10 protein-coding genes and 4 pseudogenes are annotated in these 15,178 nt (G+C 62.0%); 11 read left to right on the top strand and 3 right to left on the bottom strand.

The annotated features are described in order from the left end of the window. Nucleotides 1-166: 166 nt before the first annotated feature. Nucleotides 167-1,534: an MFS transporter gene (locus tag ACFVJ3_RS32070; protein ID WP_378455901.1), complete on the top strand. Its 1,368-nt coding sequence runs from the start codon at nt 167-169 to the stop codon at nt 1,532-1,534. Between the two features lie 123 nt (nt 1,535-1,657). After that, a pseudogene (locus tag ACFVJ3_RS32065) lies at nt 1,658-1,930 on the top strand (DDE-type integrase/transposase/recombinase); the annotation flags it as partial. Here the strand turns inward: ACFVJ3_RS32065 and ACFVJ3_RS32060 are convergent. Further along, nucleotides 1,908-3,106, bottom strand: a pseudogene (locus ACFVJ3_RS32060) (IS30 family transposase). The pseudogenes ACFVJ3_RS32065 and ACFVJ3_RS32060 sit on opposite strands and share 23 nt — an antisense overlap. 279 nt (nt 3,107-3,385) lie before the next feature. Here ACFVJ3_RS32060 and ACFVJ3_RS32055 point away from each other — a divergent pair. After that, nucleotides 3,386-3,673: pseudogene (locus ACFVJ3_RS32055) on the top strand (integrase core domain-containing protein); the annotation flags it as partial. Between the two features lie 121 nt (nt 3,674-3,794). Further along, nucleotides 3,795-5,420: an FAD-dependent oxidoreductase gene (locus ACFVJ3_RS32050; protein ID WP_378455900.1), complete on the top strand. Its 1,626-nt coding sequence runs from the start codon at nt 3,795-3,797 to the stop codon at nt 5,418-5,420. A 610-nt stretch (nt 5,421-6,030) separates the two neighbouring features. Here the strand turns inward: ACFVJ3_RS32050 and ACFVJ3_RS32045 are convergent. Both ACFVJ3_RS32045 and ACFVJ3_RS32040 read right to left on the bottom strand, forming a co-directional pair. Continuing rightward, nucleotides 6,031-6,445 (bottom strand): annotated as a pseudogene (locus tag ACFVJ3_RS32045) (IS110 family transposase); the annotation flags it as partial. 791 nt (nt 6,446-7,236) lie between these two features. Further along, entirely contained in the window at nt 7,237-8,487 is a 1,251-nt protein-coding gene (locus ACFVJ3_RS32040; RefSeq protein ID WP_378455899.1) for an IS110 family transposase, read from the bottom strand. Between the two features lie 307 nt (nt 8,488-8,794). Here ACFVJ3_RS32040 and ACFVJ3_RS32035 point away from each other — a divergent pair, with 307 nt between their 5' ends. From ACFVJ3_RS32035 to ACFVJ3_RS32005, 7 genes are all read left to right on the top strand, one after another. Beyond that, nucleotides 8,795-9,550 (top strand): SDR family NAD(P)-dependent oxidoreductase, encoded by a 756-nt coding sequence (locus ACFVJ3_RS32035; RefSeq protein WP_378455898.1) that lies wholly within the window; start codon nt 8,795-8,797, stop codon nt 9,548-9,550. Between the two features lie 104 nt (nt 9,551-9,654). Continuing rightward, nucleotides 9,655-9,930, top strand: a complete 276-nt coding sequence (locus ACFVJ3_RS32030) for a hypothetical protein (protein ID WP_378455897.1) — start codon at nt 9,655-9,657, stop codon at nt 9,928-9,930. Nucleotides 9,931-10,045: 115 nt separating this feature from the next. Continuing rightward, complete coding sequence (locus tag ACFVJ3_RS32025) at nt 10,046-10,828, top strand: MlaE family ABC transporter permease (protein WP_378455896.1); 783 nt, start codon at nt 10,046-10,048, stop codon at nt 10,826-10,828. Further along, nucleotides 10,828-11,679 (top strand): MlaE family ABC transporter permease, encoded by an 852-nt coding sequence (locus tag ACFVJ3_RS32020; RefSeq protein WP_378455895.1) that lies wholly within the window; start codon nt 10,828-10,830, stop codon nt 11,677-11,679. The genes ACFVJ3_RS32025 and ACFVJ3_RS32020 overlap by 1 nt, the downstream gene beginning before the upstream one ends. Beyond that, nucleotides 11,680-12,900 carry an MCE family protein gene (locus tag ACFVJ3_RS32015; protein WP_378455894.1) on the top strand — a complete coding sequence of 407 codons (1,221 nt, stop codon included), beginning with the start codon at nt 11,680-11,682 and terminating at the stop codon, nt 12,898-12,900. After that, nucleotides 12,897-13,919 (top strand): MCE family protein, encoded by a 1,023-nt coding sequence (locus ACFVJ3_RS32010; protein WP_378455893.1) that lies wholly within the window; start codon nt 12,897-12,899, stop codon nt 13,917-13,919. Before ACFVJ3_RS32015 ends, ACFVJ3_RS32010 begins: the two co-directional genes overlap by 4 nt. Next, entirely contained in the window at nt 13,916-15,178 is a 1,263-nt protein-coding gene (locus ACFVJ3_RS32005) for an MCE family protein (protein ID WP_378455892.1), read from the top strand. The genes ACFVJ3_RS32010 and ACFVJ3_RS32005 overlap by 4 nt, the downstream gene beginning before the upstream one ends.

Here is a 15,178-nt window from a genome sequence, read left to right as displayed (position 1 = left end):
CTCGTGGGGCCATGCGGCACCCGGACGCTCCACGGCGGGGACGGAGCTGCTCCACGCCCCACCGCTGTGACCGGCAGACGAGCCGGTCGAGGTGGTCACAAAGGCACGATCATCGACTTCTGCCACCCGTCCAAAGTCAATTCCATTGAGTCAGAGGTAGTTACATATGAATTCTCCAGCTGAGCAGCAGCGTCCAGCAGGCCCCGGCCTGACCAGGTTGGCTGCGGCGACCAGTATCGGAACGGCGATCGAATACTACGATTTCATCGCTTACGCGATCGCGACCGGAGTCGTCTTCAACAAGGTGTTCTTTCCCGAGGTGGACGCCCTGGTCGGCACGCTCCTGGCCTTCGTCGTATTCTTCACAGGGTTTCTCGCTCGACCACTCGGTGGAATTATCGCAGGTCACTTCGGTGATCGAGTCGGGCGGAAGAAGATGCTCATCACCACGGTACTGACCATGGGTATTGCCACCGTGCTGATCGGAGCGCTGCCGACATATGAACAGATCGGAGTGGCTGCACCGATAGCTCTCTTGGTGTTGCGGCTGTTCCAAGGCCTCGCTGCAGGTGGCGAATGGGGCGGGTCCGCTCTCGTGGCGGTCGAGCACGCACCCCCTGGTAAACGGGGACTATATGGAAGCTGGTCGATGGTGGGTATCTCCGCCGGAGGCCTGCTGTCCACGACCGCATTCGCGGCGCTGGGTGGCTTGAGCGAGCAGGAATTCCTCAGCTGGGGATGGCGAGTTCCGTTTCTTGCGAGCGCCGTGCTCGTATTTGTCGGGTTCTGGGTCCGATCGAGTATCAGTGAGCCTGAGACTTTTCGCACCGTCCAACACCAGGACTCGGTCGTCCGCCTGCCTGTGGTCACGCTGCTCCGGTCGAGTTGGCGTACCGTTCTGCTCGGCACCGGTATCAGCATCGGATACAACGCATTTGTCTATCTCGTCTTTACATTCGCGCTCGCATTCGGTACCCAGCAGCTCCATCTTCCGCGTCAACTCATTCTCGATGCCACGATAGTCGGTCTACTGCTTCAGCTTCCGGCGATCGTGACAGCCGCAATGTTGTCGGACCGCCTGGGACGCGGACGGGTCATGGTCGCAGGTGGGCTGTTCATGGCGGTTGATTCCTTCCTCTTCGTCGCGCTCTTGGAGACTCGTCATCCTGCGGCCGTGTACGCGACGATTGGAATCGCCTATGTCGGAGCGGCTTTGATGTATGGACCGTTGGCTGCATATTTCGCTGAGGCCTTCGAAGTGCGCGTTCGGTATAGCGGGGTCTCCCTCTGCTACCAACTCGGAGCAAGTCTCGGTGGCGGTCTCACGCCCATGATCCTGACGCTTCTCGTCCTGGGCACCGGTAGCACGACTTGGGTGTCGGTGTATGTAGGTTCGCTGGCAGTGGTGGCGGTGCTGTGTCTGTTCGGAATGTCCAGAGTCAGTGCCGCACGGCATGCAGGAGCTGACAACGCAGTGGAGTCCGCGCAACCCGCGGCGCGTCGCGCGACCGTCGTCTCCGGCGGAGACAGCTGACGCAGAATGTGGGACGGGTTCGCGGGCTCGGCGGAGCCGGTCCGGTCCTCGAGCAGGTTCGCGACGGTCTCGTTCGCGTCGCCCTTGGTGTGGCCGATCAGGCCGACCGGGCCGCGCTTGATCCTCGTCAGGCGGCAGTTCACCGGCCAGCAGCCCGACCGGTTGTGGTTGACCGACATTACCGAGCACTGGACCGATGAGGGCAAGCTCTACCTCTGCGCGATCAAGGACTGTTTCTCCACCCGGATCGTCGGTTACTCGATCGCCGACTGGATGACCGCGGACCTGGCGTGTTCGGCGCTGCGAAACGCTATCGCGCTCCGCGGACCGGACGGCACCGTGGTTCACTCCGATCGCGGCAGCCAAGGCGGATTCAATCGGTCGTCGCAACACCTGGCTGTTGCAGTGAGCATAGCTGCTCGGCGAAGACCTCGGCCGGGGTTCGCCAGTCGTGGATCTTGCGGGGCCGGTTGTTGATCGCCAGGGCGACGGCTTCGAGGTCCTCGGCGGACCACCTGGACAGATCGGTGCCCTTCGGGAAGTACTGGCGCAGTGTGCCGTTCGTGTTCTCGTTCGTCGGTCGTTGCCAGGGCGAGTGCGGGTCGGCGAAGAACACTCTCGTGCCGGTAGCGAGGGCGAACTGGGCATGACCGGAGAGCTCCTTCCCGCGGTCCCAGGTGAGGGTCTTGCGGAGCTGCTCGGGGAGCATGGTCATCGATGTCGTCAGCGCGGCGTTCATCGCGACGGCGCCGTAGCCGCCGAGGGACGGACCGTTCTTCACGGGTGGCTTCTCGCCCCAGCCCTCCAGTCGAGGCAGGTGCACGAGGATCGTGGATCTGCTGCTGCGCTCGACGAGCGTGCCGATCGCGGATCGGCCGGTCCCGATGATCAGATCCCCTCCCTGTGCCCCGGGACGGCGCGATCGGCGGCTTCGGCGGGGCGTTCGCTGAACACGACGTCCTCGGTGACATGCCCTTGCGGCTTGTTCTGCGACCGCGCTCGGGGAACCCGCAGCGCCCGCCCGGTGCGCAGGCACGCGACCAGCTCCCGTTTGAGCGCGCCACGGCCCTCGATGAACAACGATTGGTAGATCGCCTCGTGGCTGATGCGCATGGACTCATCATCGGGGAAGTCGATCCTGAGCCGGTGCGAGATCTGCTCCGGGCTCCACGCCGTCGCCCATGGCCTGTCCTGCCGATGCGGCTTGTTCAGCCCCTTCCACGCAGGCGTCTCAGGCCCACGGACGATCGTGCCGTCGGGTCGGCGGACTCTGCCGGAGAGACGCTCCTGCACGTACTTTCGCAACCTGTCGTTGCCCACCAGCTTCGCCGCCTTCGGGCGTTTGGCGGCCTGTTGCGCTTTCCAATGCGCCACCAAGGCCCGGTAGACCCGCTTGCCGCCCCGGGTCGCTGCGTTGCGGCGCAGTTCGCGTGAGATCGTTCCCGGGTCACGTCCGATCCTGCGAGCGATTTCGCGCACGCCAACATCCTGGGCGCGTAACAGCGCGATCTCCTCACGCTCGGCGAACGACAGGTAGCGGCCCGTGGGCTCGTCCAGGCTGATTGGCGGCATGCCACCAGCGTGGCGGAACCAACGGCACCCGACCGGCCATGACACGCCGACGGCCTCCGCGGCCTCGACCGTCGTCACTCCCGATGCGATCCGCCGCCAGAAGTCCCGCTGCACCGCACGAGAGGGCTCCGGCCGGCCCGGTGAACGCATCGGAGGTCGCAATGCCCCTGTCCGCCGCCCACTGCCGCCTGGCACCCGCCGGCGCCTCACGCATCTGCTTGCTGCTGCATCCCATCGCACACCTCCGTGATCGAGGTGTTGCATCGACCGATTGAGCCCGCCCAATTTCGTTCCGGAATGCTCGTAGAACTGCTGGACTGCAATGGTTTACAAGGTTCTATGGGGAAGGTTGGGGCATGTGTTGACAATGCCGCGATGGAATCGTTCTTCGCGTTGCTGCAGCGCAATGTTCTCGACCGTCGCCGCTGGAGCAGCCGTGAGGAACTACGGTTGGCGATCGTCGAGTGGATCGAGACGACCTACCACCGGCGGCGCCGGCAACGCGGTCTCGGTCGACTGACACCCGTCGAATATGAGACGCTCCATCAGACCGCACCCGCGGCCTGACACTGCACACCCCGAGTGTCAACCGGGGTGGGGGCAGTCCCGGGAGCAACCAGCGGGGTCTCGACACCATCTACCTGAAACCGGGCACAGCCAGACATAGAGAACAAGAGGAGTCGCCGAAATGGCCCAGATCGAGTCGTGTGATGTGTTGGTCATAGGTGCAGGGGCTGGTGGCCTGGCAGCAGCAATTGCGGCCGCACACTCAGGGGCGAATGTGATCGTCGCCGAGGGCGCTGACAAGATTGGTGGTGCTGCAGCCTATTCCGGGGGGCAGGTGTGGGTCGGCCTCAGCGACCCGGCAGCAGAAGCTGGGATCGCGGATTCGCGGGCGGACGTCGAGAGTTACCTTGAGTGGCTGTCTGAGGGTGGTGCGGACCCAGCGTTGCGACAGGTGTACATCGACCGTGGCCCGGAAGCGATCAGATTCCTCCGGGAGCGGGGCGTGCCGCTGACTGTTGCGCGCCATTCGCCCGACTACTATTACCCGGTCGCGCCCGGCTCCAAGCCGGAGGGCCGCATCCACGAGATCGAACCATGGGATCAGCGCCAACTCGGTGCCCTAATCGATCGTGTGGCGACCTCACCCTATGGGGCAGGGTGGCTGAGCACTCAGGATCGCGTGGAGTGTGGTGGGCAAGCGCCGACGCCGGAATTGGAGGTCCGCAGGCTGCGGCATATGAAGAGAGGTGAGCGTTGTGGCGGACCGGGGCTGGCCGCCGCGCTCGCAAAGTCTGCAGCCGATCATGGTGCAACGTTCTTCACCTCGACCCGCGCGGTCCGATTGCTGTCCGGCAGCGGTCGTGTGACAGGAGCGATTGTTCGCGACGCGAGTGGGGAGCGGGAGATTCAAGCGCGATTCGGTGTGATTATCGCGACGGGGGGATACGACTGGAACGCAGAAAAGCAGTGGGAGCTGGACAAGATCTCCGGCCTGAAAAGCATGGCCCCGATTACAACCCGCGGTGACCACTTCAAGCTCACGCGCGAGTTCAGTGCGGCCGTCGCCGTTGTGCGGCAGCCGCACACCAGCGGAGCTGTCTTCGGCACCCACACACCAGGCGAGTATCGCGACGGCGAGCCAGTATTCCGATACTTCACCCCCGGACTACCGCACAGCATCGTCGTGAACGCGGCCGGGCGTCGGTTCGCGGATGACGCGTTCCACATGTCGCTCGTCGAGGGTGTCTCGGGCGGGCGTGCGAACGGCAGACACAATTGGCCGGCGTGGGTAATCGTCGATCAGGCATACCTGGACAAGTACCCGGTGGGCGCCATCGCACCGGGCGGCCCGATCCCCGCCGGGATGGCGATCTTCGGCGACACCATCGAGGAGATGGCACGGGCTGCCGGGATCGACGGCGACGGCCTCGCGGCGGAACTTCGGCGGTTCAACGAGTTCGCTGCCACCGGCGTGGATCGGGACTTCGGGCGGGGCACCTTGCCGTACACACGAGCTCTGCACGGCGATCCGCGAATGCCGAATCCGAATCTGGGTGCGCTCGCTGAGCCGCCGTTCGCTGCCTTTCCACTGACGCGGGTCGGTGTGAATTGTCCTGCGGCAGGCCTCGTCACCGGGATCAACGGCGAGGTCCGAGACGAGGCAGGACGCCTGATCCCTGGCCTGTACGCGGCGGGGAACTGCTCGGCTCAGCTCGATATCGGTGTCGGCTACAACAGCGGCATGGGCAATCAGCGTGGCCTGCTTTACGGATATCTCGCGGCAACCGCGATCTCTAAATCGGCATAATGATCGACCGATACGTCATCTCAAGTCCTAGTTACAAATACAGAAGTGCAGTTCAAGTCGGACTAGCGAGGTCCAAGGAAAGGACCGAACAAAGTTGACGACCCGAGCACGGACCGCCGAGGCATCGGCACCGCTCACGCCAACGAATCTTCATGGCATCGTGATTGGCTCCGCCGCGGCGCCGAGAGCGCCAATACAGTGCACGACCGGGGCAGCGAGGTGCCCGTCCTCGAGGCCAACGCGCACATCGGAAGCGCGACGGCCATCTTCGGCGGACAGCCACCAATGGTCCGAACCCATCCGGTCGGCCGATCGTGCGTGCGCATCGAGGCCGACGCTCTGTATGACGACGGGGGCCTCCCGTCGTGTGCCGCGGAGACCGCGCGCGTGCCTCTCATGGTAGAAGACCGGAAAAGGCACTCCCGCTGGGTAATTCACGAACCGCGGTGATCGCGGTCTCGACCTGAAACCCCTCAGAACAAACGGCCGTTCCGTACCGTTTTGTTCTGAGGGGAAGCAGTGCTAGCGTTGCCTCATTCTGCGCTTGATGAGGCGCCGGCTATTTGTCGAACCTGCTGGCCCACGGCGCCGCCTCCTGCATTGCGGTGGTGTCGGCGTCCGGGTGTGCCTCAAAATGGTCGGCCAGGGTGGTTCGAGTTTCGGTGATCTGTCGGTTCATCTCGGCGCTGAGGCCGACCGCGGCGCGGGTGGTGGCGGCGAACCGCGGCGACCGGCGCCGGTGCGGTCAGCTGCTCGGCGCGCAACCGCCCCGGGTGCCGCGTGCTTGGGTGTCGAGATTGCGTTGCCGTCCAGCCGTTTTGAGGTCGGAGCGGATCGCCGACAGGGTGAGGTGCGTGGCTTCGGCGGGAGTCGGGACGCGTCCGAGTACGGCCAGGGCGTCGCGGTCGTGCAGGTCGTCGAACACCTCGAGCGCGGCCGGATAGTACTCGCGTAGCGCACGCTGAGCGCAGTGCATTGGTCTGCCGGGTGCGAGCTCAGACCCGATTTTGATGTCCGCGGGCGAGGGACTGGCAGCTGCCGCGATGGCAGTCGCCCGCCGTGGCTGTCCATCAGGTGCACGTTGTGATGGCCTTCGGCCCCAATCATTTCCGACGTAGATCATCGATCGCTCCTTCGGCTCTGTCGGTTTGGATGCAACCTGTTCGAGCCCAGTACCCGGGTGTCAACCTACTGGTGCAGCGCTCACGGCACGACACCCCATCAGCGCTATAAGCAAACTGTGTGGGATTCGACGCTGACTCCGGGAGTGAACAGTGCTCATCGGTCGGTCGGCGGCTCAGTGATCAGCTTTCCCCGCATGACCAATTACCTGTCGAAGGCTGGCTGATCGACTCCCATTAGGTGACTGCGACTGGGTTCGGTTTTGCATCCGGGCTCTTCTTCGTTGGATACGTGCTGCTGGAGGTCCCGAGCAATGTGGCCCCACCTGTTCCCGGCTCGCCGCCTGGCTTGCACGAATCATCTTCGCGCGGGGGAGCGACTATACAGCAACGGTATTCGGCTCGAACGAGCAGTGGCTATATGCGCTGCGCCACCTGCTCAACATGGCTGAGGGGGTCGCCCCAGACGTGCTGATCTGCTGTCAACGTGCCCCTGATCGATCTGCGCCGTCTCGGAACCGACATGGACAAACTCATCAAGCAAATGGGGTTGGCGTCAAGAGGAATTTGTCGTCAAATGACGAAGAATCGTCACCGCTAATCCGAAAATGAGGTGACCTTGTCGCTGATGTCGGCACGTGCCATCTCCCGGCGGAACGCAGCGGAGCCGGGAAGGTCGTGAGGTGTTGTGCGGGTCAGGCGGCCGGGGTCAGGGCTTCGAGTTGACGGATGTGATCGCGTTTCTTCGTGTCCGGGTTGAGGTGACGGGTGAAGTGGTCGGCACCGAGATCGTGGAAACGGGTATTCGGGTTCTGGAGCAGGTGCCAGACGATGACCAGGATGGACCGGCCGATGGCGACGATGGCCCGTTTCTTGCCGCGCCGTCTGGCGATCCGCCGGTACCGGGCGCCGAGGAACGTGTCGGTCCTGCCGGCCACGACGGCGGCCTCGCCGAGCGCGCGGGCGAGGTAGCGGTTGCCGTGCCCGGTGGAGCCGTTGCCCTTGGCCTTGCCGGCCGAGGAGTTGATCCCGGGGGAAAATTTCGCCCACGAACACAGGTGCCCGGGGGTGGGGAACCGGGACATGTCCACCCCTACCTCGGCGAGAATGGCGGCGGCGGCGATGGGTCCGATACCGGGGATCTCATCCAGGCGCACCGCCGCCGACGCGAAAGGGGCCAGCTGCGCCTCGATCTGGTCGTCGACCGCGGCGATGTCGGCGTCGATCGCGTCGATCCGGCCCAGCATCCGGGCCAGCAGGAACCGGTGGTGCTCGTCGAAGTGCCCGTTGAAGGCCTCCTCGAGTTGTCCGATCTTCGCCCGCATCCTCGACCGCGCCATCTGCGCGAGCACCTTCGGGTCCCGCTCGCCGGCGATCAACGCGTCCATCATCGCGCGCCCGGAGACCCCGAAGATGTCCGAGGCCACGACCGACAGCTTGATGCAGGCACTCTCGAGGAGTTTTTCGACGCGGTTCTTCTCCGCCGTGCGCGCCCCGACCAGATCGGTGCGGTAGCGGGTCAGGTCCCGCAGCCGGCGGATCGGCCAGGGTGGCACGAAGCTGGGTCGTAGCATCTGCCGTTCGGCGACCTTGCACAACCAGACCGCGTCGAGGACATCGGTTTTGGGCCTACCGGGCAGGTGTTTGACGTCGCGGGCATTGACCAGCCACGGATCGAGCCCGTGCGCCTCCAAAAGATAGAACACCGGTTTCCAGTAATCGGAGGTCGCCTCCATCACCACCCGTGTGACACCGAGGTCGACCAGGTGATTGGCGAGTTCGGTCAGCGACCGGGTCATCGTCGTATGCGTGGACACCTCCTGCAGCCGCTTCTTGCGTCCAGGCTCTGCCGGGATCCGGACACAGCACACCACCTCCGCCTTGCCGATATCGAGGGCGGCGACCCGGGCGATGATCTGTTCCTCGTCGTAAAACTCGACCAGCATCGTGTCCTCCTCACTGACTCACACCGATTGATCAGGGTGGTCGCCCGCGGGGTCGCAGGGGAAAGCAGAATCTGATCCTCGTGCTCGACAACAACGACACTCACGAAGATGGCGTCGAATGTGCGTCGTTCGGGCAAAGGCAGCGACCACTGAGTGTTTCAACATCCATGCCACGTCATGTAGGTGTCGATGTGCGTTCGTGATTCATGAACGCGTATTGGACATCTCGGCGAGAGTGATTAGTTTCACTGTCTGTACTGCGAAAGCAGGATTCGAGTGAACGACAACACCAACGAATGGATAGGCCATGACAGGTCGTGTGCAGGGCAAAGTTGCTCTTGTCAGCGGAGCGGCAAGCGGGATGGGTGCTGCAGACATTCGGCTGCTCGCCGAGGAAGGCGCGTCGGTTATCGCAGGCGACATCGACAAGGCGAAGCTTGATGCATTGGTAACCGAGCTGACCAATGAGGGGCTCGCGGCAACCGCGGTCAATCTGGATGTAGCCAATCCTGAAGATTGGGTCTCTGCGGTTCGCACTGCGGAGGAAACCTACGGTCCGATCTCGATCTTGGTGAACAATGCCGGGATCTATCTTACGCCCGGCGTCGAGGATACGGATCAGCAAGTGTGGGATCGCGTAATCGGGATCAACCAGGGCGGCGTTTTCTACGGAATGAAGGCGGCGATCCCCTCAATCCGGCGCGCCGGTGGCGGATCGATCGTCAACATCGCTTCTATCCACGGCATCGTCGGCACTGAAGTTGCCACCGCGTACCACGCCAGTAAGGGCGCTGTCCGCTCGCTCACAAAGCAAGCGGCATGTCAGTACGGCGTCGAGAACATCCGCGTAAACTCGATCGACCCCGGAATCATCGAAACCCCGATCGTGTCCAGCCTGCGTGGTGATTTCGATATCGACGCGCTGGCACAGTTCATTCCTATGAAGAGGTTTGGTTCTGCCCGCGAGATCGCGAAGGGAGTGTTGTTCCTCGCTTCTGACGATTCATCGTTTGTTACAGGGACCGATCTGGTGATCGACGGTGGCATGATCGCGATTCAGTAGCAGGTTCGCTGGAACCTGACAGTATGTGTTCTTCGGGCCGGGCGACTTCTCGGTAGACGTGGGCGCCAGTCTGGACCAGCGAGGTCACAGAAGGCTAGGCGGCCGTGAAAGCGGCGGCCGCCGCTCACAAGAAGCAGGTCCCGACCACCACGAGGGCCGTGGCCAGGGGCGAGGCGGACGTACTGGTGCACGGAATTGATCTGCTGGTCGTCCATTCCTTCTTCTCCGACGCGCTCAAGTCGGCAGACGACCTTGAGGGCTTACTGACGTGGCCCTGGACTACAACGAGTGAGGAGGGCCAGGTCGGCAGTGCCTGGCTCGGCCACAACCACACAGCCGTCGGGGACATCGACGGAGAGAATAATCCAATGGAGCACTAATGACTGCGATCGTAGAGCGTCCCATCGAATTACGAACACTGACCGACGGCGACATGGTCGCGCGCTACGGGTGTGATCGGTTCACCTCGACCATCCTTTCGACTGAGTGCCTGCGATGACCACTGGGCGGGTACTCGAGACCACTGGGCGGGTACTCGAGGCGGTCGGCGGGTTCTTCGAGATGTGCGCCGAGACGTTTCGTGCCTTCTTTCGACCTCCCTTTCAATGGGGAGAGTTCGTGCTACAGGCATGGTTCATCGTCCGAGTGTCGCTGGCGCCAACCTTGCTCGTTGCTCTCCCGTTCACTGTCCTTGTCGTCTTCACACTGAATATCCTTCTGGTGGAGTTCGGGGCTGCAGATCTGTCGGGTGCCGGTGCAGGCCTGGGCGCCGTGACGCAAATCGGCCCGCTCGTCACCGTTCTGATCGTTGCGGGGGCCGGCGCGACCGCCATCTGCGCCGATCTCGGGTCGCGCACTATTCGCGAGGAGATCGACGCGATGCGGGTTCTCGGAATCGATCCGATGCAAAGGCTCGTCGCACCGCGTGTTCTCGCCTCAACCGTGGTCGCTGTACTCCTGAATGGGCTGGTCATCACGATCGGACTGATCGGGGGATTCATCTTTTCGGTCTTCTTTCAGAACGTGACGCCCGGCGCGTACGTCTCGTCGCTGACCTTCGTCACCGGACTCCCCGAGGTGGTGATCTCCGAGGTCAAGGCGTGTCTCTTCGGACTAATCGCGGGTCTGGTGGCCTGTCATAAGGGACTGACCGTCAAGGGCGGTCCGAAGAGTGTCGGCGATGCCGTGAACGAGACGGTTGTCTATGCATTCATGGCGCTGTTCGCGGTGAACGTTGTCGTCACTGCGATAGGTGTCAAGTTCGGAACGGGGAACTGATGGCCAAGGTAACGAACGCTCGATACCCCGTGTTGACTCGACTACTGACCAAGCCCAGACGGCTGCTCGAGTCAATAGGTGAGCAGGCCCTGTTCTTCTGGAGGGCCTTTCGCTACGTCCCGCACGCAGTCTCTGCTTACAGCAAGGAGACTCTGCGCTTGATCGCCGAGATTGGTATGGGCTCCGGTGCTCTCGCCATCATCGGCGGCACCGTGGTCATTGTCGGGTTCATGACACTGTCCGGCGGGACTCTGCTCGCGATCCAGGGATTCAGCTCGCTCGGGAACATCGGAGTCGCAGCACTAACAGGATTCTTCGCGGCGTTCATCAACGTCCGAATCGTTGCCCCGGTGATATCAGGTATCGCGCTCGCGGCAACGATCGGTGCCGGCGCTACCGCCCAGCTCGGTGCGATGAGAATCAGTGAAGAGATCGACGCGCTCGAGGTCATGGGTATCCGAGCGATGTCCTACCTCGTATCAACCAGGGTCATCGGCGGGATGATCGCGATCATCCCGCTGTACTCGATGGCTGTGATCATGTCCTTTGTTGCCTCGCAATTCACGACCACAGTGGTGTACGGCCAGTCGTCGGGAGTGTATGACCACTACTTCACCACTTTTCTGCGTCCGACTGACCTGTTCTGGTCGTTCCTTCAGGCCATCATCATGGCGGTCATCGTGATGCTCATTCACTGCTTTTATGGATACAACGCATCAGGTGGACCGGCAGGTGTGGGAGAGGCAGTCGGTCGGGGCGTTCGAACGTCGCTGATCGCAGTTGTAATGGTGACACTTGTTGCTTCACTCGCGATCTACGGCGCATCCAGCAACTTCAACCTAGCCGGATAGGTGCCGACAGGTATGAAAACCAAAACCGGGAAGAGCTCGCGTTTCCAGCGACCGCCGAAGAAGGCTGCCGGGGCACTGCTCCTGCTTTCACTCGCGGCCGTTCTCTTCCTCTGTACACAATTCTTCATCGGAGCCTTCAAGGACACGATCCCGATTTCGGTGGTGTCGGATCGATCGGGTCTGGTAATGGAACCCGGGGCGAAGGTGCAGCTCAACGGCGTCGAGATAGGCAGGATCACCAACATAGCGCAGGCCGACGGATCGGCTCGCCTAGAGGCGGAGATTGACGCACAGTGGTTTCACCTTCTGAACGCCGACACGACCGCGGAGATCAAGGCAACGACTGCATTCGGATCGAAGTATGTTGCGCTCGAAGTCCCCTCGGGGACATCGGCTGTGCCGTTGGCGGAGGGAGCCACCGTGAGATCACGCAACGTGACTACAGAAGTGAACACTGTCTTCGAGAATCTGACCTCAGTCATGCAGCACGTCGACGCAGCCAAGCTGAACTCGACGTTGGGTGCCGTTTCGACAGCACTGCGCGGACGAGGCGCTCAGATGGGCGAAACGCTCGTCGATACCAACACGCTGCTCACCAAGCTGGACCCAGTCATGCCCACCCTCCACCAGGACCTTCGCGACGGCGCCACAGTGGCAAATACCTATGCTGACGTCGCACCGGACTTCATGGACTTGCTCGCGGACGCGTCTGCAACGTCGGACACCGTCGTCGAGAAGGAGGGCGACGTCGACAGAACGCTCACCGCAGCGGCCTCCTTCGGAGATTCGGGGGGCGCGCTGGCGAATTCGAGTAAGGACGCTTTCATCGAATCCATGCGGCTGTTGGTTCCGACAACCGACCTGCTTGCCGAGTACAGCCCCGAGTACGCCTGCGTATTGCAGCAGGCCAAGAATGCCTTGGATATCGAGACGGGGTTCGGTGGCCGAAACACGGGTTACTCACTCGATATGGACGTCGGACTGCTCGCCGGCGACAACCCCTACCGCTACCCGGACCATCTGCCGAAAGTGCAAGCTCGAGGCGGGCCCGGAGGCGCCCCCGGTTGCTATCCCGAGATCACCCAGGATATGTATCCCACCCCGCACCTCGTGATGGACACCGGAAGCAGCCTTGCAGACTCGACTAGTCTGCGCGTCGGCTCCCCCTACTTTATGGATTTCCTTTTCGGGAATGTTCTGGGAGGTCCTGCGCCGCGATGAAAATAACCAAGACACTCATCCAGTTGTCAATCTTCGCTGTCGTCATGCTGGTATTCACGGCGTTCGTCGTAATCGTCTTCGGCCAGATGCGATTCGGCAGCTCACATACGTACAAGGCTCACTTCACCGACGTCTCCGGCCTGCAGTCCTCGGAGTTCGTACGTGTCGCGGGCGTCGAGGTGGGCAAAGTCAAGTCGGTCGAGACGGTCGACGACACCTCGGCACTTGTCGAGTTCACCTTGACCAAGAACGTTCCGCTGACAGTCTCGACCAGGGCTGCAGTTCGGTTCGAGAACCTCATCGGGGACCACTACCTGGAGTTGATCGAAGGGTCTGGAGCAACAATCCCTCTCGCCGAGGGCGAAACGATACCGATGGAGAACACGTCCCCGGCGCTCGACTTGGATGCTCTGATCAACGGGTTCCGCCCGTTGTTCAAAGCGCTCGATCCCGATCAGGTGAACAAGTTGTCGACCTCGCTAGTCGATGTCTTTCAGGGGCAGGGCGGTACCATCTCCGGGTTCTTGGAACAGGCAGCGCAGCTCACGAGCGCACTCGCTGACCGCGATCAGCTGATCGGCTCGGTGATCGACAATCTCAACGTCGTCCTGGGAACGGTCGACGAGAAGAACGCCGAGTTCGACCAAGGTATAGATCAACTACAGCAGCTGATCAGCGGCTTATCGGCAAACGCTGATCCCATCGGCGATGCGCTGACACATGTGAACAACGCATCACAGTCCGTCTCGGATCTTCTGACGAACTCCCGTCCAGACATCAAGGCCGACATCACGCAGGCCGGACGAGTCGCCACCTTGGTCAACTCGGACAAGGACTACGTCAACTGGGCCTTGAATGCACTTCCCGAGAGCTACAACAGACTCGCCCGTCTTGGCCTCTACGGGGACTTCTTTACCTTCTACCTCTGCGATGTGACCTTGAAAGTGAACGGACCCGATGGAAATCCGGTGTACGTACCCATCATTGGACAGCGAGCAGGAAGGTGCACCCCCCCGTGAGTAACACCAGCCGATCAAACACAAAACGCACAGGGCTCATCGGCCTGGTACTGACCGCCGCTGTCGTTGTCGCCGCCCAAAACTTTGACAAGCTACCGATCCTTAACTCGTCAACCACGTATTCGGCCTACTTCGCCGACTCCGGTGGACTTGTCGAAGGCGACAAAGTGATGGTTGCCGGCGTTCAGGTGGGAGAGGTTCAAGACATCGATCTGGAGGGCGATCGGGTGAAGATCGAATTCACCGGTGATGGAAATGGGCTCGGGACAGCCACCGAGGCCGCGATCAAGACACGCACCGTACTGGGAAACAAGTTCTTGCAGGTAACTCCGCGTGGTGACGAGAAACTCGCCGACGGGCAGGCCATACCGCTCGAACAAACGACATCTCCCTACCTGCTCACTGATGCGCTCGGAGATCTCACCACAACGATCAGCGGACTCGACACCGACCAAGTGACGAACGCCCTGGGCACGATCAGTGAGACATTGAATGCAACGGCACCGAACCTGAGCGCAGCCCTCGATGGCGTGTCGCGATTCTCCGAATCAATCGGCAGCCGCGACGAACTGCTACAACAACTCTTCCAGAACACGGAATCGCTCTCCGGAGTGCTCGGGCAACGCAGCCAACAGATCAACTCGCTACTGCTGGATGGCAACACATTGTTCACTGCGCTGAATCAACGCCGGCAGGCGATCGACACCCTCCTAGGAAATCTGGAAGCTGTCAGCGCGCAAGTCACAGCACTCGTCGATGACAACGAAGCCCAACTCCGTCCGGTACTGGACGAACTCAACTCCACCACGGCGCTGTTGAATCAGCAGAAGGAAAACATCGGCAGATCAATCCTCCCTTTAGGTCAATACACGACTTCCCTCGGCGAATCCGTCGCATCAGGGCCCTTTTTCAAGGCGTATGTAATGAATCTTCTCCCCGGTCAATTTCTGCAGCCCTTCATCGACGCGGCGTTCAAGGAAGAAGGCATTGATCCGGGAACACTGAACGGGCAACACACCTTCCCCGTTACCTGCGGGGAGAATGGACTTCCTGGAACCATCCCACCGGGTTCGGCAGGACCGCTGCCGAATCCGAGTGACTGTCCGATCGTCCCCGGATCGATTCCGGGGTCGGCCGGTACCCCCGCGGCGACAGTACCTGCGCCCGCGCCTGCTAGTCCGGGACTTCCGGGACTTCCGGGACTTCCGGGACTACCGAGCATTCCGGGGCTTCCACCGCTACCAGGTCTGGGAGGTTGA

This window comes from Rhodococcus sp. NPDC127593 (assembly GCF_042671975.1).
Lineage (GTDB): Bacteria > Actinomycetota > Actinomycetes > Mycobacteriales > Mycobacteriaceae > Rhodococcus_F.
The sequence above is the reverse complement of the archived record's forward strand: the minus strand, read 5'-3'. Positions and strand labels throughout refer to the sequence as shown.

Excerpts from the sequence above, each read along its gene's own strand:
- ACFVJ3_RS32010 (WP_378455893.1), top strand. The coding sequence starts at position 12,897 with ATGAAAATAACCAAGACACTCATCCAGTTGTCAATCTTCGCTGTCGTC.
- ACFVJ3_RS32020 (WP_378455895.1), top strand. The coding sequence starts at position 10,828 with ATGGCCAAGGTAACGAACGCTCGATACCCCGTGTTGACTCGACTACTG.
- ACFVJ3_RS32035 (WP_378455898.1), top strand. The coding sequence starts at position 8,795 with ATGACAGGTCGTGTGCAGGGCAAAGTTGCTCTTGTCAGCGGAGCGGCA.
- ACFVJ3_RS32070 (WP_378455901.1), top strand. The coding sequence starts at position 167 with ATGAATTCTCCAGCTGAGCAGCAGCGTCCAGCAGGCCCCGGCCTGACC.
- ACFVJ3_RS32050 (WP_378455900.1), top strand. The coding sequence starts at position 3,795 with ATGGCCCAGATCGAGTCGTGTGATGTGTTGGTCATAGGTGCAGGGGCT.
- ACFVJ3_RS32025 (WP_378455896.1), top strand. The coding sequence starts at position 10,046 with ATGACCACTGGGCGGGTACTCGAGACCACTGGGCGGGTACTCGAGGCG.
- ACFVJ3_RS32040 (WP_378455899.1), bottom strand. The coding sequence starts at position 8,487 with ATGCTGGTCGAGTTTTACGACGAGGAACAGATCATCGCCCGGGTCGCC.